General features: G+C 43.2%; 29 protein-coding genes and 1 pseudogene. 27 read left to right on the plus strand and 3 right to left on the minus strand.

Annotated features, from left to right (window positions below):
* The first annotated feature begins 31 nt into the window (after window positions 1-31).
* The 7 genes from ACJJIB_RS09270 (at window position 32) to ACJJIB_RS09300 (ending at window position 5,430) form a co-directional block, all read left to right on the plus strand.
* A complete protein-coding gene (locus ACJJIB_RS09270; RefSeq protein WP_444888646.1) occupies window positions 32-1,423 on the plus strand; it encodes a class II 3-deoxy-7-phosphoheptulonate synthase in 1,392 nt (463 codons plus the stop codon).
* 872 nt (window positions 1,424-2,295) lie between these two features.
* The gene (locus tag ACJJIB_RS09275) at window positions 2,296-2,526 is read left to right on the plus strand and encodes a hypothetical protein (protein ID WP_444888647.1); all 231 of its coding nucleotides are present in this window, start codon (window positions 2,296-2,298) and stop codon (window positions 2,524-2,526) included.
* Window positions 2,527-2,830: 304 nt separating this feature from the next.
* A complete protein-coding gene (locus ACJJIB_RS09280; protein WP_444888648.1) occupies window positions 2,831-3,127 on the plus strand; it encodes a hypothetical protein in 297 nt (98 codons plus the stop codon).
* Between the two features lie 94 nt (window positions 3,128-3,221).
* Window positions 3,222-3,476, plus strand: a complete 255-nt coding sequence (locus ACJJIB_RS09285; RefSeq protein ID WP_444888649.1) for a hypothetical protein — start codon at window positions 3,222-3,224, stop codon at window positions 3,474-3,476.
* A 104-nt stretch (window positions 3,477-3,580) separates the two neighbouring features.
* Window positions 3,581-3,907: a DUF7716 domain-containing protein gene (locus ACJJIB_RS09290; RefSeq protein ID WP_444888650.1), complete on the plus strand. Its 327-nt coding sequence runs from the start codon at window positions 3,581-3,583 to the stop codon at window positions 3,905-3,907.
* 503 nt (window positions 3,908-4,410) lie between these two features.
* Entirely contained in the window at window positions 4,411-4,944 is a 534-nt protein-coding gene (locus tag ACJJIB_RS09295; RefSeq protein ID WP_444888651.1) for an AbiU2 domain-containing protein, read from the plus strand.
* A gap of 96 nt (window positions 4,945-5,040) precedes the next feature.
* Window positions 5,041-5,430 carry a netrin-like domain-containing protein gene (locus ACJJIB_RS09300; RefSeq protein WP_444888652.1) on the plus strand — a complete coding sequence of 130 codons (390 nt, stop codon included), beginning with the start codon at window positions 5,041-5,043 and terminating at the stop codon, window positions 5,428-5,430.
* A 21-nt stretch (window positions 5,431-5,451) separates the two neighbouring features.
* Here the strand turns inward: ACJJIB_RS09300 and ACJJIB_RS09305 are convergent.
* A pseudogene (locus ACJJIB_RS09305) lies at window positions 5,452-6,392 on the minus strand (IS110 family RNA-guided transposase).
* A 1,185-nt stretch (window positions 6,393-7,577) separates the two neighbouring features.
* Here ACJJIB_RS09305 and ACJJIB_RS09310 point away from each other — a divergent pair.
* The 3 genes from ACJJIB_RS09310 (at window position 7,578) to ACJJIB_RS09320 (ending at window position 8,927) form a co-directional block, all read left to right on the plus strand.
* Complete coding sequence (locus ACJJIB_RS09310) at window positions 7,578-8,027, plus strand: hypothetical protein (protein ID WP_444888653.1); 450 nt, start codon at window positions 7,578-7,580, stop codon at window positions 8,025-8,027.
* Between the two features lie 99 nt (window positions 8,028-8,126).
* A complete protein-coding gene (locus ACJJIB_RS09315) occupies window positions 8,127-8,444 on the plus strand; it encodes a hypothetical protein (RefSeq protein WP_444885367.1) in 318 nt (105 codons plus the stop codon).
* A gap of 147 nt (window positions 8,445-8,591) precedes the next feature.
* Window positions 8,592-8,927 (plus strand): hypothetical protein, encoded by a 336-nt coding sequence (locus tag ACJJIB_RS09320; protein WP_444888654.1) that lies wholly within the window; start codon window positions 8,592-8,594, stop codon window positions 8,925-8,927.
* 35 nt (window positions 8,928-8,962) lie between these two features.
* Here the strand turns inward: ACJJIB_RS09320 and ACJJIB_RS09325 are convergent, their stop codons facing one another.
* Window positions 8,963-9,904, minus strand: a complete 942-nt coding sequence (locus tag ACJJIB_RS09325) for an IS110 family RNA-guided transposase (protein ID WP_444886394.1) — start codon at window positions 9,902-9,904, stop codon at window positions 8,963-8,965.
* A 343-nt stretch (window positions 9,905-10,247) separates the two neighbouring features.
* On the opposite strand from ACJJIB_RS09325, the gene ACJJIB_RS09330 reads away from it, so the two are divergent.
* From ACJJIB_RS09330 to ACJJIB_RS09390, 13 genes are all read left to right on the plus strand, one after another.
* On the plus strand, window positions 10,248-10,880 hold the full coding sequence (locus ACJJIB_RS09330; protein ID WP_444888655.1) for a hypothetical protein: 633 nt from the start codon (window positions 10,248-10,250) through the stop codon (window positions 10,878-10,880).
* A 160-nt stretch (window positions 10,881-11,040) separates the two neighbouring features.
* A complete protein-coding gene (locus ACJJIB_RS09335) occupies window positions 11,041-11,454 on the plus strand; it encodes a hypothetical protein (RefSeq protein ID WP_444888656.1) in 414 nt (137 codons plus the stop codon).
* A gap of 102 nt (window positions 11,455-11,556) precedes the next feature.
* Window positions 11,557-11,862: a hypothetical protein gene (locus ACJJIB_RS09340; protein ID WP_444888657.1), complete on the plus strand. Its 306-nt coding sequence runs from the start codon at window positions 11,557-11,559 to the stop codon at window positions 11,860-11,862.
* A 546-nt stretch (window positions 11,863-12,408) separates the two neighbouring features.
* The gene (locus tag ACJJIB_RS09345) at window positions 12,409-12,750 is read left to right on the plus strand and encodes a hypothetical protein (RefSeq protein WP_444888658.1); all 342 of its coding nucleotides are present in this window, start codon (window positions 12,409-12,411) and stop codon (window positions 12,748-12,750) included.
* A gap of 245 nt (window positions 12,751-12,995) precedes the next feature.
* On the plus strand, window positions 12,996-13,208 hold the full coding sequence (locus ACJJIB_RS09350; RefSeq protein WP_444888659.1) for a hypothetical protein: 213 nt from the start codon (window positions 12,996-12,998) through the stop codon (window positions 13,206-13,208).
* 276 nt (window positions 13,209-13,484) lie between these two features.
* Window positions 13,485-13,769, plus strand: coding sequence for a hypothetical protein (locus ACJJIB_RS09355; protein ID WP_444888660.1), 285 nt, complete (start codon window positions 13,485-13,487; stop codon window positions 13,767-13,769).
* Window positions 13,770-13,864: 95 nt separating this feature from the next.
* Window positions 13,865-14,254, plus strand: a complete 390-nt coding sequence (locus ACJJIB_RS09360) for a hypothetical protein (protein WP_444888661.1) — start codon at window positions 13,865-13,867, stop codon at window positions 14,252-14,254.
* A gap of 145 nt (window positions 14,255-14,399) precedes the next feature.
* Window positions 14,400-14,816 (plus strand): hypothetical protein, encoded by a 417-nt coding sequence (locus tag ACJJIB_RS09365; protein ID WP_444888662.1) that lies wholly within the window; start codon window positions 14,400-14,402, stop codon window positions 14,814-14,816.
* Window positions 14,817-14,918: 102 nt separating this feature from the next.
* Window positions 14,919-15,557: a LysE family translocator gene (locus ACJJIB_RS09370; protein ID WP_444888663.1), complete on the plus strand. Its 639-nt coding sequence runs from the start codon at window positions 14,919-14,921 to the stop codon at window positions 15,555-15,557.
* A gap of 106 nt (window positions 15,558-15,663) precedes the next feature.
* Window positions 15,664-16,077 (plus strand): DUF4279 domain-containing protein, encoded by a 414-nt coding sequence (locus tag ACJJIB_RS09375; protein WP_444888664.1) that lies wholly within the window; start codon window positions 15,664-15,666, stop codon window positions 16,075-16,077.
* 97 nt (window positions 16,078-16,174) lie between these two features.
* Entirely contained in the window at window positions 16,175-16,420 is a 246-nt protein-coding gene (locus tag ACJJIB_RS09380; RefSeq protein WP_444888665.1) for a hypothetical protein, read from the plus strand.
* Window positions 16,407-16,631: a hypothetical protein gene (locus ACJJIB_RS09385; RefSeq protein ID WP_444888666.1), complete on the plus strand. Its 225-nt coding sequence runs from the start codon at window positions 16,407-16,409 to the stop codon at window positions 16,629-16,631. The genes ACJJIB_RS09380 and ACJJIB_RS09385 overlap by 14 nt, the downstream gene beginning before the upstream one ends.
* Window positions 16,632-17,236: 605 nt before the next feature.
* Complete coding sequence (locus ACJJIB_RS09390) at window positions 17,237-18,214, plus strand: DMT family transporter (RefSeq protein ID WP_444888667.1); 978 nt, start codon at window positions 17,237-17,239, stop codon at window positions 18,212-18,214.
* 633 nt (window positions 18,215-18,847) lie between these two features.
* On the opposite strand, the gene ACJJIB_RS09395 is transcribed toward ACJJIB_RS09390, so the two are convergent.
* The gene (locus ACJJIB_RS09395; RefSeq protein WP_444888668.1) at window positions 18,848-19,456 is read right to left on the minus strand and encodes a short chain dehydrogenase; all 609 of its coding nucleotides are present in this window, start codon (window positions 19,454-19,456) and stop codon (window positions 18,848-18,850) included.
* A gap of 126 nt (window positions 19,457-19,582) precedes the next feature.
* On the opposite strand from ACJJIB_RS09395, the gene ACJJIB_RS09400 reads away from it, so the two are divergent.
* The 4 genes from ACJJIB_RS09400 to rho all read left to right on the plus strand — a co-directional run bounded on the left by ACJJIB_RS09400 (window position 19,583) and on the right by rho (window position 23,014).
* Complete coding sequence (locus ACJJIB_RS09400; RefSeq protein WP_444888669.1) at window positions 19,583-20,470, plus strand: LysR family transcriptional regulator; 888 nt, start codon at window positions 19,583-19,585, stop codon at window positions 20,468-20,470.
* Between the two features lie 261 nt (window positions 20,471-20,731).
* Window positions 20,732-20,929, plus strand: coding sequence for a hypothetical protein (locus ACJJIB_RS09405; RefSeq protein WP_444888670.1), 198 nt, complete (start codon window positions 20,732-20,734; stop codon window positions 20,927-20,929).
* Between the two features lie 116 nt (window positions 20,930-21,045).
* A complete protein-coding gene (locus ACJJIB_RS09410) occupies window positions 21,046-21,930 on the plus strand; it encodes an alpha/beta fold hydrolase (RefSeq protein WP_444888922.1) in 885 nt (294 codons plus the stop codon).
* Between the two features lie 145 nt (window positions 21,931-22,075).
* Window positions 22,076-23,014 carry a transcription termination factor Rho gene (gene rho, locus ACJJIB_RS09415; RefSeq protein ID WP_444888671.1) on the plus strand — a complete coding sequence of 313 codons (939 nt, stop codon included), beginning with the start codon at window positions 22,076-22,078 and terminating at the stop codon, window positions 23,012-23,014.
* Window positions 23,015-23,028: the final 14 nt, after the last annotated feature.

Raw genomic sequence — 23,028 nt, forward strand, 5'->3', positions numbered from 1 at the left:
TAAGTTTTACCCAAAGAAGTAAGAGTGAAAGATGGAAGTTGAGCTAGGAGTCCCAGTGTCTGAATCCCCCACCCAAATCTGGACCCCGCAGAGCTGGCGAAACTTCACCGCACACCAACAGCCCAAATACACCTCTACCGATGATGTTGCCCAGGTTGCCAAACAGTTAGCTGGCCACCCACCTTTGGTATTTGCTGCCGAAGCGCGTGAACTGCGCCGTCAATTGGCCCTGGTAGCGGAGGGTAAGGCGTTTTTGTTACAGGGCGGCGACTGTGCCGAATCTTTTGCCGATTTCAACGCAAACCGCATTCGCGATACATTTAAAGTGCTGCTGCAAATGGCTGTAGTACTGACGTTTGCAGGTAATTTACCCGTAGTAAAAGTGGCTCGGATGGCAGGCCAGTATGCCAAGCCCCGATCTGCCGATACTGAAACAATTAATGGTGTTGAGCTGCCAAGTTACCGTGGAGATATTATCAACGGTATCGACTTTACTGCGGAAGCTCGCCAGCCAGATCCTCAGCGTATGGTCACTGCCTATAACCAGTCGGCGGCGACTCTCAACCTGCTGCGCGCCTTCGCCCAGGGCGGCCTGGCTGATTTACACCAGGTGCACGGTTGGAACCTGAGCTTTCTTAAGAACAATCCGCAGCGTGAAAAATACGCACTCTTAGCCGAGCGCCTGCAAGAAGCGCTGGAATTTATGGCGGTGTGCGGCGTTACCTCAGAAAATACTCCCGCAATTCGAGAGACGGTGCTTTACACTTCACACGAAGCACTATTACTGGAATACGAGCAGGCGCTCACTCGCACCGATAGCCTCACCGGTAAATGGTATGACTGTTCTGCGCATATGCTCTGGATTGGGGAGCGAACTCGCCAGCTGGATGGTGCCCATGTGGAATTCCTCTCCGGGGTTTGCAATCCTATCGGCGTAAAAGTCGGCCCCAATATGCAGCCTGATGAGCTGCTGCGCTTGATCGATAAGCTCAATCCTGAGAATGAAGCTGGCCGCCTTACCTTAATTACCCGTATGGGAGCAGATATCCTCGCCGATAAGCTGCCCGCACTGGTGCGTGCAGTGCAAGCAGAGGGGCGCTCTGTGGTCTGGAGTACCGACCCCATGCATGGCAACACGGTAAAAGCTGGCAATGGCTACAAAACCCGCGATTTCGATAAAGTTTTACGAGAGATCCGCGACTTCTTCTCGGTACATTGGTCCGAAGGCAGTCACCCCGGCGGTATTCACCTGGAAATGACCGGTGAACATGTTACCGAGTGCACCGGTGGCGCCTGGAAAATTTCCGAAGCGGATCTTGCCAGCTGCTATCGCACCCAATGCGACCCAAGACTGAATGCCGACCAAGTGCTGGAGCTGGCTTTCTGCGTATCTGAATGGCTGCGTGCAGGGCGAATTGCCTAACGGCTTAATATAAATACTAATACATTAAAACCCCTTGCTCTGAGATCGTTAATTGGGCAAGGGGTTTTTCTTTACTGGAAATAAAGCTGAGAGTTCAAAGTCGGGAGCTAAGAAATGGCCCCCTGCTTGAGTGCCAGTTAATAGTTCCAGCGTTCAATAACTTCAAATTTGAAACCTACCTCCAATTCATGACCAAAACAGAACAGAGATTTCGATCGTCGTGACCGTTATTTCTGAGTATTTGTAGATTGATGATGAAAGCCTAATGAAATCAACGGGTTGGATGCGGCGAGAAATCTGTGATAGTGGTCATGATGACCATTTTTCCATTTGTGAAGATGGTGCCACTTGATTGTATCTAGTTGATTTTTGAGGGGAAGTTAGAGCCATGGCGGGAATTTGCATCTGAAATAGTAATCAAGATAATAGTGGTCGTGATGATCACTATATAAATGTTATTGGTCGCTCGCTCCAGTTTTGTAGGGGTTCAATTAAGAATAGCAGGTGATTGTTAGCGTGCTGTATAAATAAACAGTGTTGGCGGAAAAGCCCATAGTCAACGGTTCGACCTTCGTGTAAGCTTCGAAGCTTCAGCGACGCTCGCATAACGAAGTTGATGCGGACGGCGCAGCCACTTCGAAGCAAGGCCGCGAACCTAGTGCTGCTAATTTCTCTTTCCGAATCGTGGTAGACAATAAGAAGAAAGGTATTTGTAGTGAATTTGTACAGAGTACCACGAGCAACAAATAACAACCCGATGATGCGGAAACCTAAAAGTTGTCATTCCCTTTGCTTGCGCAAAGGCACTGCCAACTTTCTTAACGGTTCCGCATATCTATTTTCGTTATATTGTATTTTAGGTGGTGCTCAATTTGGTTATTTTGATATCTATTGCTTTTTTAGTGATTCCATTTCTCAGTATTTTTTTATGGCTTGTTCTAGAAATTAATGACTCCAAAAGAATCTATAGGGTTGCACTTGGAGCTTTATCAATTATCTCTGTTGCGTACTTTTCAGTCAGTGTAAAGAAAAAAGAAATTGTCGCGCTTCAAAAGCAGCAAGAAATGCTGGTTGAGAAACGAAAGCGGGCTGATGAGAAGTAGCTGATTTTTGAAATTGAGCCGGTGTGATTATGATCTCTGTACAATGCTTGAGCTTTATACTGCAAATTCGCTGCACTTTCGTGGAGTGCCATTAAGCAAGGGGATTCGGTTGGGAAAGTATGATATTTTCCCTGTAGATTTATCGGGGAGTGGCCAGCCAAAGGTGGCTCGCAGAGAGTATATAGGTCGTTCAGTACTCGCCAGCTATAACCAGGCCAGGCAAGATCGCCCAGCCGATGGCCGGGCTGGACAGCCTACGCTCCGCTTCGGCTGCCCCTGCTGGCAACGTTAAATGTACTCGAAGATGAATGGCATTGACCTAAAGCCCGCAGCAATACTGATTACTTTTTGCCTTCTATTTGGTTTGGGTATCCAGTACTTCACGGGATTCTACTGGCTAACAGCAATGTTACTGGTAATGATCGCTGTTTTGATTAATGGGCTCATCATCTTCAACGAAGATCTTGATGAAGGGGGGTTCGATCATTACGTAGGAGTGACTGATACACCTGAAGCCAAAGCTGAACAAAGTAAAGCCAATAAAATCCAAGCGGCAATAATAATTCTACTTATCATAGGTGCATGGTGGTCTTACATTTAACAAATCAATTAACTACGCGCCTTCGGCGCCCGACAGCTTACACTCCGCTTCGCTGCGTTTCAGCTGCGGGTTATTGAGGCGTTATGTGTAATACATGAAAAAGATCTCTAAGTGGTGTGTAAGGTTTGGTTGGATATTTATTGCATATTCAGGGTTGGCTTTTATGAGCAATTTCTTGCCGGTAGATTTTTGGATAACAATAAGTAATTTCTTTACAGGCGAGGATAGTCACACTTACTATAAAGTTGTAGCTACAGAGGGTGGCCAAAACTATGTATTGGCTACATTAATTTTAGGGGCTGGCTTAGTTGTTTTAGGTAAGGTTATTGCCGCTAAATCAAAAACATAACAAGCAGCAGCACGAACGCCCTGCAAAAAAGGCCGGGCTGGACGGCCTACACGCCGCTTCGCTCTGTTTCGGCCGCCCGTGTGCTGGGCGTTAACTGTAAAGTCATGATATTAGAAACCTCACTAATAGAAATATTAAAAAGCTTAGATGAGCTACCTTGGGATCATCAGCTTTACCTCTCTAGCGGCGGCATTAGTTCTTTAGAGTCAATGGCATTGGTGTTAAGTGACGATGATGAGATCGAGAGAGATTCTGAAGATGAGCCTCTGTATGCGACTGAAAGGCAATATCAGTACTATCTTGGCATTCAGGATCTCCAGGGGATTAAAGACAACTTGCAATCACAATCACCTATTGAATCTATAGAGGAGCTGGTTGCTGCAATTAATTTTTACCATGAGAACGATGCATTTATTTGCATCAACAGTTAACAAGTGCCGGCACAATCGCGCACTTCGTGCGCTGGACTCGCAACAAGTTGCTCGCCTGTGCGGCAGACGTTATAAGTCATGTTGAGAAAATGCCCAAAATGTAATGGAAAAACTGTAAAGGTAAAGATGTTATCTTTCTCAAGTAGAATGCATTGTGATAAATGCTTTTTCCAGTATGAATATACAGCCTTATCTAAGAGGGTAATAGCATTCGGATGGGCGTTTATACCTGTCTTTGCTATTTCCTTGGGGTTGAGATTTGAAAGTTTACTGGTTTTTGGCTCCTTACTACTAGCGGGTCCGTTTTTAGCTGAGTTTATTTTTGCAAAATACTGCCCACTAAAGCCAGTTAGTGCTAGAGCGTTAAGGAAGAAGCATCGTGGCAAAAGCTTATAACAAACTACGGCACAATCGCCCGCAAAAAGCGCGGGCTGGACTCGCTACACTACGTTTCGCTCGCCTGTGCGCAGAGCGTTATATTTCTTCAGCAATCGGAGTCTGAGATGTCTGATTTAGATTGGTTTGTATATGAAACGACACGAATCAGGAGAGTTGTTCAAACTTATTTAGAGCTTTTCATTGACAAACACTCTGTCGAAACTTTGACAAATACAGCAAGTGAAGTTTTCGCAATTATCCAACGGTCAATGCACGATGAAATTTTGATTTCAATCTCAAGGCTGTATGAGGGGAAAGAACAGCTTTCTCAGTACTCTCTTGTGTCAAAATACAAAGAGGTTCTTACTGATTCATTGGAAGAGTTGAAGTTACAAACAGGAGAGCTTTTCGAAAAGCTTGATCTCAAAGATTACCGGAACTCAAAAGTAGCTCATAACAGCAGAGAAGTTTATCCATTTAATGGTAAAATTATAAAACACAATATTGATTCAGAGACACTTATCTCTCTTCTTGAAACATCACAAAAGCTAATTATCGGCATTAAACTTGAGTTAGGTGAAAATAGTCTGCCTATGATGATTAATGAAAAGTATGAGGGCAAAGGGAGTAAGTTGGTTCAAAAACTCTGTGAAATATAACAAGTCGTTGGTAGGGACTGCTAACGCTGCGCGTTAGTTCCCTCGCTTCGCTCGGCGGCCCCACAACTCAATCGTTAGCCATAAGGTTGTCTTAGAATGAAGATACTCATAATATTTTTATTGCTGTTTAAAGCTCAGTTGGCGTTCGGTTGCTACTGCGTAGATGCTCCGCTTGAGGAGAGATATTTGGAGTCTGACTATGTTTATCTCGGTCAGGTTCAGTCTTCAAGGCTTGGTGAAAATGGCGTAGTCACAAACGAATTAGTTGTATTAGAAAAAATTAAAGGCGTAGCGGATACCAAAACTGTCAAAAATACATTGTTTTCCGAAGATATGTGTGCGTCTCACATGGTGGTAGGATACAAGTATGTAGTTTTTGGGAAAACTGGTTCAATTCCAGAAATTAGTTCCTGTTCAAACACTCGCTCGCTCGGGGATATCGGTAAAGAGGGACTGGCGCAGCTCCAAGAAATGGCTAACAAGTGACTATGGTCCTTTGTCAAGTATTTAAGCCATTTTTTCATCCCAGTAAGTGTTGTTTTTTACCATCGTATTAGAATGGTAAGTTGCTTCCTCATACATGCGATAAGGGCTACTTTCTTTGGTTTACCAGCAGCGACCAGGCGCTCATACATTGGCTTTAATTTAGGGTGGCATTGTATTGCCGACATCATAGAAACAAACAAAACTGTGCGTACACGATGTCGCCCACCTCGAATATAGCGCTTACCCTGGAAGCTGCCGCTATCACGATTCATCGGGGCGATACCCACAAGTGCAGCGATTTCTTTACGGTTCAATTTTCCTAGCTCAGGAAGTTCGCTCATTAGCGTGTAAGCCAGTACATTGCCGACTCCTTTAGCACTTAATAGGAAATCGCGTTTTTGTCGCCACTCGGCAACACTGTTAACAAGTTTATCAAGTTGCTTATCGACCCCTTCTAGCTCTTTCTTGATGGCTTTTAAGATAGCTTGAATGGGCTTGTGAACAGATTTGGGCATTCTCTTGAGACGATTCTTTTGCATTGTACTCATCTCTAAGCACTGGTTCCTGACCGTCAGTAAGTCACTAATATTTCTAAGTTTTTCTGGTTTGATTGATGACAATCTTGGCTTCATTGCTTCACCAAAATGTGCGATATCAATTGCATCTAGCTTATCTGTTTTGGCGAGTCGCCCCGCTGACTTTGCAAAGTTTCTTACTTGTAAAGGATTGCAAACAACTATCGGCAGTCCCCCTTTATAAGCAGCACAGACAAATTCTAATTCTAGCCTTCCTGTGGACTCGATCAATACTCTTTCAGGTTTAAGAGGTTGTAGTTGTTTAATGGCATCCTTAATACCATTTTTATCATTGGTAACACTAAAGAATTGGCCAGTAGGTCTCACATAAATATCGAGTTGTTTACTGCTGGTATCGATACCGACATTGATCTCTTGAGGTTCCATAAGATAAGCTATCTCCGCCTTGCTATTCGGGCTCGAGGCCCACATGACTATTCGAGTTATGCCTAGTGAGTGCTTATCACGTTCATACTTGTTATCGGTCTTTTACGAACCGGCCAGGCAGCGAACTGTGATAAACAAGGCCTTCGGTGGCCGCCGAAGGTGGGTCTCAATTTACCCGTTAGCGAAAAGGATTTTCAACATCAGAATCGGGCAAGAACAACCATACAAGGCCAGGCACAATCGCCCCTTCGGGGCTGGACCTCCGCACTGCGTGCTCCGGCCTGTGCTAACAGCGTTATTGTGGCGGTCATTTTTTAGGTAGTTTGAAGTTGCTGCAAGCACCAATCTCTTTCTGAGCACATTTCTCCGGAGAGTTTCCCTGCAAGTTGGCACCGCAGTTCCGCTCAAGTGCCTTCGTTTTAAGCCAACAATTTCTGCAAGCTAGCAGCAGCATTGTGGAGTGCCAGTCAGTTAGTTAATTGGTGGGGAAAGTATGGTATTTTCCCAGTAAATTTATCGGGCAGTAGCCAGCCAAAGGTGGCTGGCAAAGAGCAAGTAGGTTGTTCAGAGCGCGCCAGCTATAACCAGGCCAGGCAAGCTCGCCCAGCCGGAGGCTGGGCTGGACAGCCTACGCTCTGCTTCGGCTGCCCTTGCTGGCAACGTTATAAGGATCTAGCTTGAGAGCTTTAATATATACATTGGTTCTTTTATCGATGTCTGTAGATGTCACAGCTCGTACGATCGTCACCGTGCCAGACCGAAAGGTCGAGATCTTAGAGAATTTTTCAGTTATCAATAAATTGGTCACACCTAGATACATTGACGTATCTGAGCATGAGGGCGGTGATGTTGTCATAGATGTTACTGCTGGTATAGATGGGAACTCAGTGACAAGTGCGAGTATAGAACTGTATTCAGGGGACCGACTAATAACTCAATTCTCGGAAGGTGTGTCCACAATTCAACACGCCCCAGGACTGGAAAAAAGGTTTATAGGTGTTCGTGTGAATAAGTCTATTGTTACAAAAATGGTTGTTAGGCTATATGCCAAAGGTAGTGTGGACTATTTATTCACCTTGCCATTAAAATCCTTATAACAAGGCGCTGCAGTGCGTTCCGGCCTGCGGCCTACACCGGACGTGCTACGCACGCCGCTTAGCTTGGCGTTTAGGTATCAGAGATTGTATGAAGAAAATATCTGGAACAACATTCTATTTTAAGAAGCTTTTCCCAAGTATATGGTTTGGGTTTCTTACATTATTTTTGCTCACCTCGTTAATAGCTGGGGCAGCCAAAGAGTCATTGATGTTTTTGGTCATGCCAGTGTTCATGGCTGCCTTTGGCTTTTTCTTCTTCAAAAATCTACTCTGGGATCTAGCTGACGAAGTCTATGATGATGGTGATTCATTACTCTTCCGAAAAGGAGGGAAGGAGCAAAAAGTTCTTCTCAAAGATATTGTTAACATTAGCTACAACCAAATGAGCTCACCAGAAAGGATTATTTTACATGTCCGTTCAGGTGGTGCCATAGGCAAAGAGCTGGCGTTTAACCCCCCAATGAGGCTAAACCCATTTTCAAAAAATCCCATTGTAACTGAGTTAATCGAGAGGGTAGATCGTGCCAGAAACACCTAACAAATTGCTGAAATTTGTTCCGGGCGCACAAATCGCGCCCTCCACCGGACAGCCTACACTATGTTCCGGCTGCCGTTTAGTAAGACGTTATGTACTGAAATGAAATTCTTAGCACTGTCACTACTTCTAGCAATTTCGGTAACAGCTATTGCTGATGAAATGAGTCAATATCAGCCACTGGTGTATGAGAACGGCATTGGAATCAGGGCCGCTCCAGAACTTCTAAACAGAGAACATCTGGACAATGTCGTTCACGTGCTCAGCTACTATCGTGTTAAGTGCAGAAGGGTAGCCTCACTGAAATTGCTCATAGATAGTAGTATTACTCATGAAACGCAGTGGAACTTCACAACCAAAGCAAATGACGCACAGTGGTTGAAGGAGCATCCGATCGAGCTGGGTGCCAAGTGTACATAACAATCACGGGCAGTGAAGCTGGCCCTCCGGGCCTCCGCGGGACGGCTTACCTTATGCACGTTTTGCGCGGGTCGCTGCGCTCCCATTTTCGCGCAAACCGCACATAAGGTAAGCCGCCCCTGCCGTGGGCGTTATGTATCTTGAGCTATGACAGAAAAAAATAAAGAAGTATTAAAAAAAGCTGATCACGCATTTGCAATGGCTGTAGGTGTAGTACTTTCCGTATTTTCATTAATTTTGGTTCCACTATTCTTCCAAGAAAACGCCAAAGAAATGGAAGTGACTATTTGCTGTGTGGCTACAACATACACAGTGCGTGGCTCAGGTACTCTACTTGTCGAGGCTCACTTGAAAAACGGAAAAAAGGTATTTGTTCATTGGAGTAATGATTTTCCGATTAAGCAAGGGGGTGTCGCACTGGTAAATAAACAACGACCTGTATTGGGTGGTAATGAGGTGTACACCATGCGGGGGTACAAATAATACATAACAAGTGACTATGGTCCTTTGTCAAGTATTTAAGCCATTTTTTCATCCCAGTAAGTGTTGTTTTTTACCATCGTATTTAGAATGGTAAGTTGCTTCCTCATACATGCGATAAGGGCTACTTTCTTTGGTTTACCAGCAGCGACCAGGCGCTCATACATTGGCTTTAATTTAGGGTGGCATTGTATTGCCGACATCATAGAAACAAACAAAACCGTGCGTACACGATGTCGCCCACCTCGAATATAGCGCTTACCCTGGAAGCTGCCGCTATCACGATTCATCGGGGCGATACCCACAAGTGCCGCAATCTCTTTGCGGTTCAACTTGCCCAGCTCAGGAAGTTCGCTCATTAGCGTGTAAGCCAGTACATTGCCGACTCCTTTAGCGCTTAATAAGAGATCGCGTTTTTGTCGCCACTCGGCAACACTATTAACAAGTTTATCAAGTTGCTTATCGACTCCTTCTAGCTCTTTCTTGATGGCTTTTAAGATAGCCTGAATGGGCCTGTGAACAGACTTGGGCATTCTCTTGAGGCGATTCTTTTGCATTGTGCTCATCTCTAAGCACTGGTTCCTGACCGTCAGCAAATCACTAATATTTCTTAGTTTTTCTGGTTTGATTGATGACAATCTTGGCTTCATAGCTTCACCAAAATGTGCGATATCAATTGCATCCAGCTTATCTGTTTTGGCAAGCCGTCCCGCTGACTTTGCAAAGTTTCTTACTTGCGCAGGATTGCAAACAACTATCGGCAGTCCCGCTTTATGAGCAGCACAAACGAATTCTAATTCTAGTCTTCCTGTGGACTCAATTAATACTCTTTGCGGTTTAAGCGGTTGTAGTTGTTTAATGGCGTCTTTAATACCCTCTTTGTTATTGCTAACACTAAAGAACTGGCCAGTAGGTCTCACATAAATATCGAGTTGTTTACTGCTGGTATCGACACCGACATTGATCTCTTGAGGTTCCATAAGATAAGCTATCTCCGCCTTGCTATTCGGGCTCGAGGCCCACATGACTATTCGAGTTATGCCTAGTGAGTGTCTGTCACGTTCATACTTGTTAACGGTCTTTATGAACCGGCGCAGCAACGAACTGTGACAAACAAGGCCTTCGGTGGCCGCCGAAGGTGGGTCTCAATTTACCCGTTAGCGAAAAGGATTTTCAACATCAGAATCGGACAAGAACAACCATACAAGTGGCGGCAATACGCAGCCTTTGGCTGCCGGACTCAGCACTATGTGCTTTGCTGTTGCGCCAGGAGTTATCTGGCGTGAAGTTGAACCAGTGGGGCATTAATCGACCGAGACTCAAATGAAACTCGACAGCGGGATCCGATTAGAAAGCGACGGCGAGCAAGCTGACTTGTATGCACTCGACGAAATCAACACAGCGCTGGCGCCGATCGGCGCCCGGATTTGGGGGCAGGATTGGTCGGGCCTCTCCAATGACCTTAAGGCCTTTTTGGCCGATCTCAAACCTTCGACGGAGCGTGTCACGGAAGTGATGCCACACTTTCTGCTATCCCGTGAACGTCTACTGGAAATCATCGTCCAGGCGGGACGCGAGCCCCATATTCCCGGAGGCGGAGAGCTGACCACACTGGACGAGACCCATGGCGTTTCCTATCCGCAACTGTATGTCGCACAGGAAGGGGAGGACTTTTCGCGTTTTGACCGAATGCATGTGAACATTAGCGCTGACGGGACGCCTGTCGATGACGTGGTACAACTTCTCTGCGGCAGCGGTTTGGTTGTGCACTTCCGTATTCCTTCGGGCGAGACGTTCAAAGTATATCTTGCCTGCCCCACGCCCGATGCTGGCTGGCTTTTAACTTTTGATTGCGCCACCCCATTTATCGGCAGCTTTAGCGGCGCTTCGGCTGGGGCCAAAGCCGTCACCCAAGTCATCGGCCCGGCACGCTGGAGAATGGAGTATCTTGAATAAAGATGTCTGCGCAGCTAACGGACGCGTTCAATCAATGGAAAATGGCAACAGCCAGATAACAACGCGTTGCACCGGAATAAGGGCGTCGTCCTTCCTCCAGCTACCCAACCAAACGAACGCCCTTACCTGGTGAACGCCACCGTTATGTTTTCGAGAGAGTATGGACGCACATAAAATTCAAGCGTTGAGGAAAAAGTATTCCTCGGCATTAATGTCAAATCATAAATGGCGTAAGCTTTTTACGGTCATGGCAGAGCATGGCTCGGATTTCTCCGGTATTGAGTATCGCGTTACTGATACAGAGAATATCCTTTATGGTCATGCACCATCGTTGCAGCAAGTCTGGGAGTCAGCAATCGATGATCCGGTTGAAGGTGCTGGAGGACCTGTCGAGTATAAGCATATCGAGTCCATACTAATTCCATATGCCTATTCATATCGGGCATATGATAATGCTCCACTACAGGAGCGTCCGCTAAATATCGAAGCGTTCCTTGCGGCTCTAGATAGAATCGGTAGCTTTCGAATAACAGAGACCGAAGGCGGTATCGTAGTTCATGGCTATAAAACATAACAAGGCTATCAAAAAACGTTCCGGCCAAAAAGCGGCCTCCACTGGACGCGCTAACGCGCGCCTTTTATAGTGGCGTTATGTTTACCGGAGTCGGAAAGAACAATGAAATACGTTAAAGAATACTGGGATGAAAGCAGAGGTGATGACTTCGATCACTGGGGAGAAACTTGGTATTACTTTGAAATCAATGAATCTGATAACTACGCCAATAGACAAATATGTGTTTATACAATTGGTAATTCTCTGAAATATGATAGGGGTGACTGTATTGATGATGAGTATGGCTTTCTTTGTGATCAACCTATCGAGCTAAATGAAAGCACTATTGAAATTAGCCAAAAAGAATTTGAGGAAGTTTGGCAAAAAAATCAGGCAAAGTCGATGGAGCTAGTCAGTGGTAAGGCGTGACATCAGACATAACAAACGCAGGTTGTCGGAAAACCTTTTCACTCCTTCGTCGCTACAAGTTTTCCGCAACTGCGAGCGTAAAGTTTTATATGAAACCATTTAATCCATTTCACATATCATACCTATTCATAATGCCTCTATTACTATACATAATAGGGGTATATACTTTCTACAGCCCTCATTTTGAGGCTTTTGCGGGTATGTATATAGTAGTACCTCAAATGTTGGGTGTGTTTATTGTAATACCTATAGGTATATTTTTTTATTGTTCGGTTTTTGTAAAAAAATCTAGATGGTAAAACAAAAAAATAGGTTTATAAAAGCTGGAATAATAATCTTAATATTACAGCTTTGTTATTTTGTCATGGTTAATAACGGCTATTATCTTACGGTATAGTTTGTCTTATATTTTTTAAATTTTTTGTAGTTGATGGTTGTTTGATATAGCTACACTTAACAAATCAATCAACGGTCGCCTTCGGCTGGACAGCCAAACCTTCGGTTTGTCTGCCCGTCATTGAGGCGTTATGTTTCACGAGGTAGTAAGTGAGCAAAGAGTACACTGAAAACCTGGAAGAGATCGCAACCTATGGCTTCGATGCGATCGATCCTGATGAAAAGGTAGAGGTTAATTTGAAAGACCTGATGTATGTGTTCACTACCTTACAGGAATATCAAAGGTTCTTTCATCAGCCATCACACTACCAAACGATGGAAGATGTTGAGAAGTTTCTGGGTTCTGTGAATGACCAGGCTGCCTTTAAATTGCTTCATACCTCAATCCACGAAAAAATGCGTTACATGCTCCCAGAGCACATTGAAGAAAAATACGGAGAGGGTGACTTTGATTCACCAAAGCTACCCTTCTACTACGATGAATCAAGGTAAAAACATAACAAAGCAAGGCACAATGGACCTACGCACTGCGTGCTCCGGCCTGTGCTGGCGGCGTTAAGTGTTATATGAACCCATGGAATACATAGTAATTTTGGTGTCCGCCATGTCAGGGATGATCAAGTTTACAATTCGTAAAAACGGCAATCAGCCTATTTATAGTGATATGGTTTGGCTTAGTACCAAAAAGTGCACAAGGTAAGCTGCCCCTGCCGGCGGCGTTATGTACCAAGAGAATTATGAAAATGATGAATACAATTGCAGAACTATTACTTTTGCTTCTCCCACTTTCTGTGAAAGCTGAAATGCTATGGAAATCTGAAGAGATTACATTTGAAATGAAGGAAGTTCATCCACTACTGAGTGTCGGCTTAATTTTAGAGCTTAACCAGGCTCTAGAATCTGGAGAAACAGGCTGGAAGCAATCTAGAATTGATGTCCCAGAAAGCTGAAATAACGCAAAGCTAGAAATGAAGCAGGGCACAATATTTATCACTGTTGGTGAGCGCGTATAATATCTTAACTCAAGCAGCAAAGGTGAACTTAGTTTTGCAATCTTAGATGTTGGTAACAAAACAGACTCTCAGCTGGAGAGTATTTGGCTAATGTATGCAGTTAGCGCATAATAAATTAGAGCAGCACCGCCCACTGCGAGGACTGGGCAGTTTTCCGTAGCTTTGATGCTGTAAATCTGCCGCTGTTTGAGGCGTTATCTGTAAATGGACTTCATGGCATATTTGATTCTAGGCATATTCGTAGTAGTGGTCTTTGCACCATTAGTAATTCCATGGGGAAAGAAATTACTAGCCTATTGCTTGGCTGCATGGTTTTTCTTATGGATTATGTTCTTTATACAGATCGAGCGTGAAAGTGATCCTATCTATGATGCTGGTATTGTAAGTGATAACGTTGCACTGGGGCTGTCAGTATTAATATTTATCATAGTCATCGCTATTCGTAGCTTACTTCAATTTATTTGGTCAAAAATCCTTGCAAAACGTAATCATAAATAATAAGAAAGTGAACTTTGCGCTTACGGTGTCAGCCATTCAAAAGCGTGGCTTCGCCACTGGTTGCTGGTTATTTGGACGTTACTCTTGAGTTGAGAATGAAGAGAATTTTTTTATTAATCCTTGTTGGTATTTTAGGTACTTTATCTTCAGGAGTTATCACGTCATGCTTGCGCTCATTTGAAAGTAACTCTGTAAAGTTTAAGGAAGTGCCTCAAAGTGGGGGTCCATTGGTCAAGTTAGTAGCTACTTTTCCATATGAAGTCGAAGGCTGGCCACTTAAATGGGTATCGTTTTCGTATTCCTTGGATACAGGAAGGCACCTTATTCGGACCAATCTAAAGTACAAGCCTCATAAAAACGGCTTAATTTCAACAGTAACGTACAGCCAGGAACATTCTGAAGCAGTAACGCTCTCAACTCTCTCTCAGGACCCGAAAGGTAATTGCGGAAAAAAGGCGGTGTACAGTGGTTCTAGCCCAGCATAACAATTACAGGCAGCTAGGCTACGGCTCTTCGGGCCTCCGCGGGACGTCTTATCTCATGCATGTTTTACGTGGTCGTTTCGCTCCCATTTTCATACAAAAAGTGTATAAGGTAAGCCGCCCCTGCTTTGGGCGTTAAGCGTCAATTATGACTGAACAAGAATTTATAGAATCAATTGACTTTAGCTTTCCATACAATGACAAAGAGAAAGCTATTGAGCTGATCTTACAAGGAAGAACCATATCAGCAAATGCTACGTTTATGGTTCTTCACGAAATAGTTCGTTCGCCTAGTGAAGTCAATAAGGTGACTAAAGAGACACTTTTTAACCATTGGAGCAAAGGGTTCTCTCATGAACTTCTGCCTCAGGTGAAAGAGGCTGCGTCAGCACTTCTAGCAAACGAAGAACTACCCGTTGAGCGTGCTATAGAGCTAATGGCAAAAATAAAGAATCATACGGGTGAGTATTGCGCTCTTAGTATTGTCTACTTTTCGTGCGATGATACAGAGGGTAAAGCAGACGAAAAATACAATCAGATAGTTGAACAATGGCAAAGCGCTTAACAGGCAAAGGCAGCATCGGCCTCCGGTCTGGACGCGCCAAAGCGCGTTGCTGCTTTGGGCGTTAGCTGCCATTTAGCATTTACTTTTTTTCGGAGAATTGAAATGGATTGGAACAATATTTTTACGTTTATTGCTGTGGCAACATTGCTCGTGATTTCTCCTGGGCCTAATGGATTCCTCATAACGAAAACGGTTCCTTTGTCAGGGCATCGAGCTGGTCTAGCCAATATCGCGGGGTTCGTGGCTGCTTTCTATGTACATGGTACGCTGTCCATATTTGGCATATCTATTCTCTTGGTGCAATCTGCAAACACCTTTCTTGTTTTTAAAATGCTGGGCGCAACATATTTAATTTGGTTGGGGTTAAAATCGCTTAGAAATGCTATAAGTAAAAGCACAGCTGAAAATAACTTAGAGGCAGTATTGCAAATAAAGCCAACATCTATAAAAGGGGCTTTTTTTGAAGGCTTTTTAACTAATACTCTTAACCCTAAAGTATCAATCTTCTATCTCGCTGCTTTTCCGCAATTTATTCCCGTAGATGGCAGTGCTTTCAGTGCATACTCTCTTGTTACTGCACACTCACTGGTTAATGTTGTATGGTTTTCGGCTATGGTCTTCACTTTAACCAAGGTAAAAAATACTACCAGCCACCCTAAATTCAAAACTTGGTTAAACTCTATTACGGGTGTTGTATTTATTGGATTTGGCACTAAATTGGCCTTGGCGAAGAGCAGCTAACAAACCAAGTAAGCGGGAAAATTATACGTGGGCTCCCGTCACTCCGTTCTGTATTATGGCCCACTTGTTATTGCCCCATCTTGGGGTGTTAGATATACATAAAATCATGGCGACTCTATCAAAAACTAAAGCAAGCTTGAGGGTTATCGGAGATGAATTATTACCTGAAGAAATCAGTGAGTTATTAGGCAGTGAGCCTACAGCGAAGATGATTAAAGGTGAGCCATTTTCGTGGATGCGTAGTGGAAAACCACGCATAGCAAGGTCTGGAATGTGGCGTATTGAAGCTAATGAAAAAGTGCCAGGTGATTTAGATTCTCAAATATTCGAAATTCTAAATAAGTTAACTCATGATCTGGAATTTTGGAAAAAACTCTCAGAGAAATATAGGTTAGATTTATTTTGTGGTTTCTTCATGGAGCGCTCGATGGAAGGTATAAGTATAAGTTCAGAAGCGCTGCTTGCGTTGGGGCAGCGTGGAGTTGAAGTAGATTTTGATATGTATGGTCCTGATGATTAAAATGTTTAACAAGCGCCAGCACAACCGGCCACTTCGTGTCTTGGATCTCCAAATCGCTGTGCAGCTTTCCCGCCTGTCCAGCAGGCGATAGGTGATCATGAGTACAGAAGGAATAGCCTTAGTCAGCTACATCTTATTTTTAATATCTGGTATCACCGCGTTGGCAGTTGGGTCCATTGCTTTTTTCTATAGCTTGGAGGTGAACAAGAATATGAAGGAAGGAAGAAGGTGGGGCGCGATAATGCCGTTTGCAGTTTTTATGCCTTCGTTTTTTCTCGTGCTGCGAGCGTTATGTATAAAACTTACCCATGGAAAAGAATCTTTACCTGATGAAATCCAATAAAGAAGATTGGAGAGCGATCACATTTGCTTTTTACTCCCTAGTACATAATGACCTAAGAGATTGGGAAAAACTTCCAGATGAATTGAAAAATAGTGAGATTGGAGGTTTATGTCAGAAATATATTGATACTAAAGATATCCGGTATTTAATAGAGGCAGGTGAAATGCTTGCAGGTAAAAACTGGTATACAGCTCTCGGAAGAACATTTTGAGCTTTAAAATAACATGAAAAAAGAGTTGATACTCAAGGATTGTTTAGCATTGCAAAATCAAGTGTGATTGTGTCGCCTTATGTCTACACATAAAGAAAAAATGCTTCCGATCTAGGTTGAGCTAAGTGCCTCTGGTGGAGGCATTTAATTTAAAACGGTCCATCTCAGTATTCTAGGGCAGACGTCGCTTTACAAAGAGTATGTGTTAGGCTGTTTTATCAAGAGTGTAGTAAAAGCAAAGTGTCCCATTTGCACGAAAATAAGGGGGTTGAATTTTGTGATGCGCCAGTTCAGTAATTTCTCAAGTGAAAAACCAAAGAGTTTGGCCTTGGTAAAATTGTCTCTTTTACTGTTTAAAAATTCGACAAAACTAATAAGATGCTGAGAGCTAGGATATGGTTTACTTGGGTTCAAAATTTGAGGTAATATGAGAAATTTCGTATAACCTGAATAAAGGTGGTATCTACATTAAAATAGCTCTCCCTAAGCTTGCTAGGTGATCTGTTGATGTTTTAAGTTGGTGATCGCTAGATATAATTTTTATTACATTTTGTTCGTGACTTTCTTGGTGAAGTTTTAAAAGGTTGAAATTGTATGGGAGGGTGTTGGATGAAAGTGTTTTCTTTTGGGTATTAATTTTTATTGATGGATATAGAAAATTGAAGGTAAAAAGCAGTCGAGGAATACTTCTCAGTATTGCAGCTATGCTCTGTATAGCTGGTATGGATGCAACCGGTAAACTACTTGTTCAAACCTATCCTATTGTGCAAATTATGGCTGTTCGATTTGCAATTTTTTTTATTGTTGTAATGCTCATAGCTTCACTCAAAGGTGATCTCAAGCAAGTTCGAAGTAATATTTGGGGTACTCAAGTTTTAAGGTCGCTTTTACTTGTGGTTGAGGTTACGGTATTTATACTTGCCTTTAGCATGATGCCATTAGCTGATGTCCATGCTATCGCTGCAATGGCCCCATTGTTCGCCATACTAATGGCTGGATGGTTTCTTGGGGAGAAGGTAGACCGAAGAAGCTGGATTGCCGTTGTTATTGGCTTTATAGGTGCTTTGATTATCATTCGCCCTGGATTGGGTGTTATGAGCTGGTATGTTGTCATGCCGATCAGTGGAGCTATTTTATGGGCATCCTATCAAGTCCTTTCTCGCAGCGTCAGCCAATTTGATAGTTCCGCTACAACAGTCTTTTATACGGCCCTTATAGGTCTCATTGTATTTGGCGGACTTGCTCCCTTTAACTGGGTAGAGCCGACGTCGATTGGCTGGCAACTATTAATACTTAATGGGCTGCTTGGTGCAATGGGTCATTATTTGTTGATTAAAGCTCTTACCTATGCTCAGGCTTCAACTTTGCAGCCTTTTAGCTATACTTTGTTGTTTTGGGCTATTGTAATAGGCTTTATTTTATTTGACGAACTGCCAGATGAGCTCACACTGATTGGCGCAGCTATTGTGTTGAGTGCGGGGATATATGCTTCGGATGCTGGGCGAGGAATGAGTGCTTCTTTTTTGGATGAAGCTAAAAAGAGGCTTCGTAGCATTCGGACTACGTCAAAAACAATGAATTGAACTTTGCCCAGTCAAAGTGTGGATTCCTTTAAGTTGGCCACATTATCTTTTAAGTATTTTTCTAATTTATTTTTAACTATAAAGAGTATTGAAGTATGTGGCCGTTAAGTCAGTGTGATGCAGTTATCTCATTGTAAATTATAAGGAAGCTTTGGCTTGCTTAATAATAAGAGTTTGAGCCTGAAAAATTAATGGTTAACTGATTCTTATTTTTTGTAAGAAATAGCCTGTTTAAATTGGTTAATAATGTGAGGCGTTACATTGCAATGACTCTCAATTAAAAGTGCGCCCTGCCTGATCATCTTCTTATTTTTCAAATAAATTTATGCTTACAATTCTACATGCTCCAATTACCATCTATAAATATTTTAATCTCTGTAATTGTTGCCTCTGAAGGTGAAATATGACTGAGAATAAGTATCAAGAATATTGTGGATTACCTTAACGTATTAAGATTTGTGTAAGATATCTGAAAGTGAATGATATCTTTTATGGTTCCCATAAGTCTGCAATAGAAGATTCGTAGCAGCATAAATTGTACCAATCCGTGAAGGATACTTATAGAAGTTTCAGGAGGCCCGCTTCACGATTATAATTAGTTCCTTCACGCAAGAAAGGGGGCTCCCCCCCCGGCTAGGCATCAACGAAGATTACTTCACCAGTTATAAATCCATCGACTGAACGTTCAAAAGCTTTTCCGACCAGGTGCCCCGGTACGGGCTCAAAGCCTGGCATCATATCACCGTAGACATCCCAGGCTTCTTCCAATACCGTCGGATTAACAGCATTGATTCGAATTCCCCTGGGGAGTTCATAAGCAACACATTTAACAAAGGTATCAATTGCTCCACTGGTTGTTGCATCCGCAATTGCCATGGGGATTGGCTTGATGTTTAGAATGCCGGATATTAGCGTAAAGGATCCTTTATCGGCGATATACTCTTGACCGATTCTTACAAGATTGATTTGTCCCATCATCTTGCTCATTACTGTTGTCATCCACTGTTGCTCAGTCATATCGACAAAGTTTGCGTATTCACAGAAACCAACGGTGTTTACGACAGCATCGAAGTCACCCACTGTCTCAAACAGTCGTCTGATAGACTCTTCATCAGTAATATCAACCTGATGGTCACATCCCTTGCCCGAACGACTTGCTGTGATAACCCTGTGGCTGCTTAACCCTGTTAAAGCGGCCTGTCCCATTTTACCTTGTGCGCCAATGAGGATAACGTTTTTCACTCTAAGTACCTGTTTTATATGAAGAATTTGCTATTTTCCGCAATGCGATGCTGCTCAATTACTAGGAGAATGCTAGTTTTAATGTGATACAATGTTAAACAGTATTTATTTGTAAGAGATACAAGTGTGAATCAAATAAATCGATTGGAGGTCAAGCAGCTCCGAATATTCCAGGCATTAATATCTGAAAGAAGTGTATCTCGTGTCGCAAGTCAGGTCGGCCTTACTCAGCAAGCTGTTAGTGAACATTTAAAAAAGTTGAGAGATATTTTTAGTGATGAACTTTTTCTCCGGAAAAGCAATGGACTAATTCCAACGCCGACAGCAATAAACTTAGGGAAAAAGGTTGATGCGATCCTCCAAGGGTTAGATAAATTGTTGGAGCCAGCAGTTTTTGAGCCATCTAAAATAGCACAAACCTATACCATCGCTGCGACAGATTATTCCCAGCAAGTGGTGCTTCCCAGCTTATTGCCTAAACTCAGAGCGTTAGCTCCCAACTTGAAAGTGGTAATACGGGATATTGCTACAGACAGACTGGAAGAGTTAATGAGTGAAGCCAAGGTGGATTTAATCGTTGCAGATTCGGATATAAATTCTGAGCTGTACTCCTCTATCACGTTATTTACTGATTACTATGTCTGCGTTACGGCAAAGAGTTCGCCTCTGGTAAAGAAGAAGCTAGGTTTGGAGGAAATAGCTTCCGAGCCGCATCTTATGGCATCTCCGCTTAAGTCTGGTGCGGCAGGAATTATTGATGGTTGGTTTGCAAGGCACCGTTTGCGTAGAAATGTTGTTATGTCTACGCCATGTTTTACCACGGTTCCACAATATCTCAAGAAAACAGATATGCTTGCTTTTTTACCTAATCGGGTAGCAAGTGATTCAAACCTTGCCATTCTTAATCTGAAAAACAAGCCTGTAGAGTTTGATGTTATAGCCGCATGGCACCCTCGTTCAGATCATGATGCTTTACATAATTGGGTTGTAAACTTGTTGAGAGAGAGTGTCTAGTTTACTTTAGTTGATATTAAAGTACATAAAGGTGCGAGAGGGGTGTAGGGGGTTCAGGAGGTGCTGAGTAAATGAGATCTTTAGAAACGCAATTTTATCAGAAAAATAAATGACTTTTGATTTTTGTTCGTGCAATAAAAAGTTGAACAGGAGAGGCGCGGCGGAGAGGGTGGCGTAGAAATATATCAAGCCCTTAAATGTAGAGATTTTAATAGAGCATGAGATTTTGTTATTCCTGTTGTGATGCCACGGTTTAGCTCTGTGGGTGAGCATACCGATTGTGATATTGAGGAGATGTATATCATTTTTAAAGCTAAAGGCACTTTGATTATCGAGGGCGAGAAGACGCGAGCTTCCGCTGAAGGTATAATTTTAAATAAAATAGCTGGAACCCATGGATTAGTTAATGACTTATCGAAAGAGGTGGAATTGTTAATTATTCAAGCCAGTTTGAAGTGATGCCAGCTTAGTAAGTCAGTTAATTTGACGGTAGAAAGTTACCAGGCTTTAATGCCCCAATTTTCATTGGGGTGACGATTTAACAACGTGATTGGGAGTGGGGAAGAGTGTTGAAAATGCGAAACTTCTTAAGAATGGTAATTATCGGGATTGGTTTATCTGTGGTTGATGTGGCTGCAGAAGAAGTCGAGATAGATAAAGACCTCACTATTTATTATGAACAATCGGGGAGTGGTGATACTGCCATTATTTTTATTCCTGGCTGGATGATGTCGGCAGACGTTTTTGAGCATCAACTTGCCCACTTTAAAGATTCTAAAAAGTACCGCGCGCTGGCATATGATCCCCGTGGGCAGGGCAAATCATCAAAGCCTGTCGAGGGGCACACCTATCAACAACATGCTAGAGACCTGGCTAAGTTAATAGAGACATTGGATATAGACAAGGTGATCTTGGCAGGTTGGTCATATGGCGTAACGGAGCAATTGGCCTATTTGAATCAGTTTGGTTCCGATAAACTGAAAGCGATGATCATGATTGATACTGGACCAGATATAGCGGGAGCAAGCCGTGATGAGTGGGTTTGGTATCTAAATGATGATTCGGACGGCTATTCACGCTCATTTACTGTGGGCATTATAGAAGATCGAGATAATGTAATTAGTGAATTTGTGAAATGGATGCTTGAAAACCCTTCAAAGGAAAATGTTGCCTGGGTTACCCAAATTGCTAATCAGACCTCTAGTAGTGTCGCTTCAATTACCAACGCGACCGGGTTTTACCTGGACTATAGTGATGATCTTGTAGCATTGGAAGGTAAATTGCCCCTACTGTATGTCGTGAGAGAGGAAGTTAAAAGTGTTGCGGATAAATGGATCAAGGCCAATACACCATCAGCCACTGCTGTTTATATGGGGAAACACATGATGTTTTGGGAGAGACCTAGAGAGTTTAATCAGGTGCTCGATCAGTTTCTTTCTGCCATGGAGAATGATAAATAATATATAAGCCCCTGCTTTACTTACCTTGTATTTAGAGTGGTTTCGTGTCGATAAACACAGAGGATCAGGAAAATCTGGTTCTCTGTATTTTTGTTTCAAAAGTTAAAGTGCTCCCCAATGGGGAATGATTTGTAAAGCGCATATTATGTCTAGAAAAATATTATCCTTAAAGGTAAAAAGAAATACGGAGCCTAAAAAGGTTGATAAAAAGCAAGAGGATACTTCTGATCCAAAGAGGCGGTTCTTAAATGGCGTAGCTATTAATCCATCTGAGCCTATTCGCCTTGAGTCAGGTTCTCAGCAACTTACGATACGGGCGATGGATCTGATTACACCAATTGGCAAGGGACAACGAGGCTTGATTGTGGCTCCACCGGGCTGTGGCAAAACCACTATCCTCAAGCATATCTGCCAAGCCGTGGGGAAGGCTTACCCCGAAATAAAGCTGTACGCTTTGCTGATTGATGAAAGGCCAGAGGAGGTTACTGACTTTAAGCGAAGTGTACCGGCGGAAGTTTATGCTTCCTCTTCTGATCATAGCTATAAAGAGCATGTGTGGGTAGCTAATGAACTCCTTGATAGGGCCTGTAAGGAAGCCGGTGAAGGCCAGGATGTAATGATTGTGGTTGACTCGTTGACAAGGCTATCACGGGTGCATAATGCGCAGCAGAGTGGTAGGGGACGTACAATGTCAGGTGGGATAGATGCCAGGGCTATGGAGATACCCAGAAAGCTGTTTGGCGCTGCGAGAAAGATTGAAGATGGTGGATCACTTACGATTCTGGCAACGATACTCATGGATACCGGAAGCCGAATGGACCAGGTGATATTTGAGGAGTTTAAGGGTACGGGAAATATGGAGGTAGTATTGTCAAAGGAAGTTGCGAGACAGCGAATTTTCCCTGCCTTGGATATTGCTAAAAGCAGTACTCGCCGTGAGGAAATCCTGTATAACTCGAAAGATATTGCAACTATAAGAGCTTTACGAAGAACGCTTGCCAGCCTCAAGACTGTAGACGGCACTAAAAAACTTATTGAACTCCTTAAAAAGTACCCGACTAATGCGGAGTTACTTGGCCACTAATTTTGGTTAAGTTT

The organism is Microbulbifer mixtoriginis (SeqCode), from assembly GCF_052467705.1.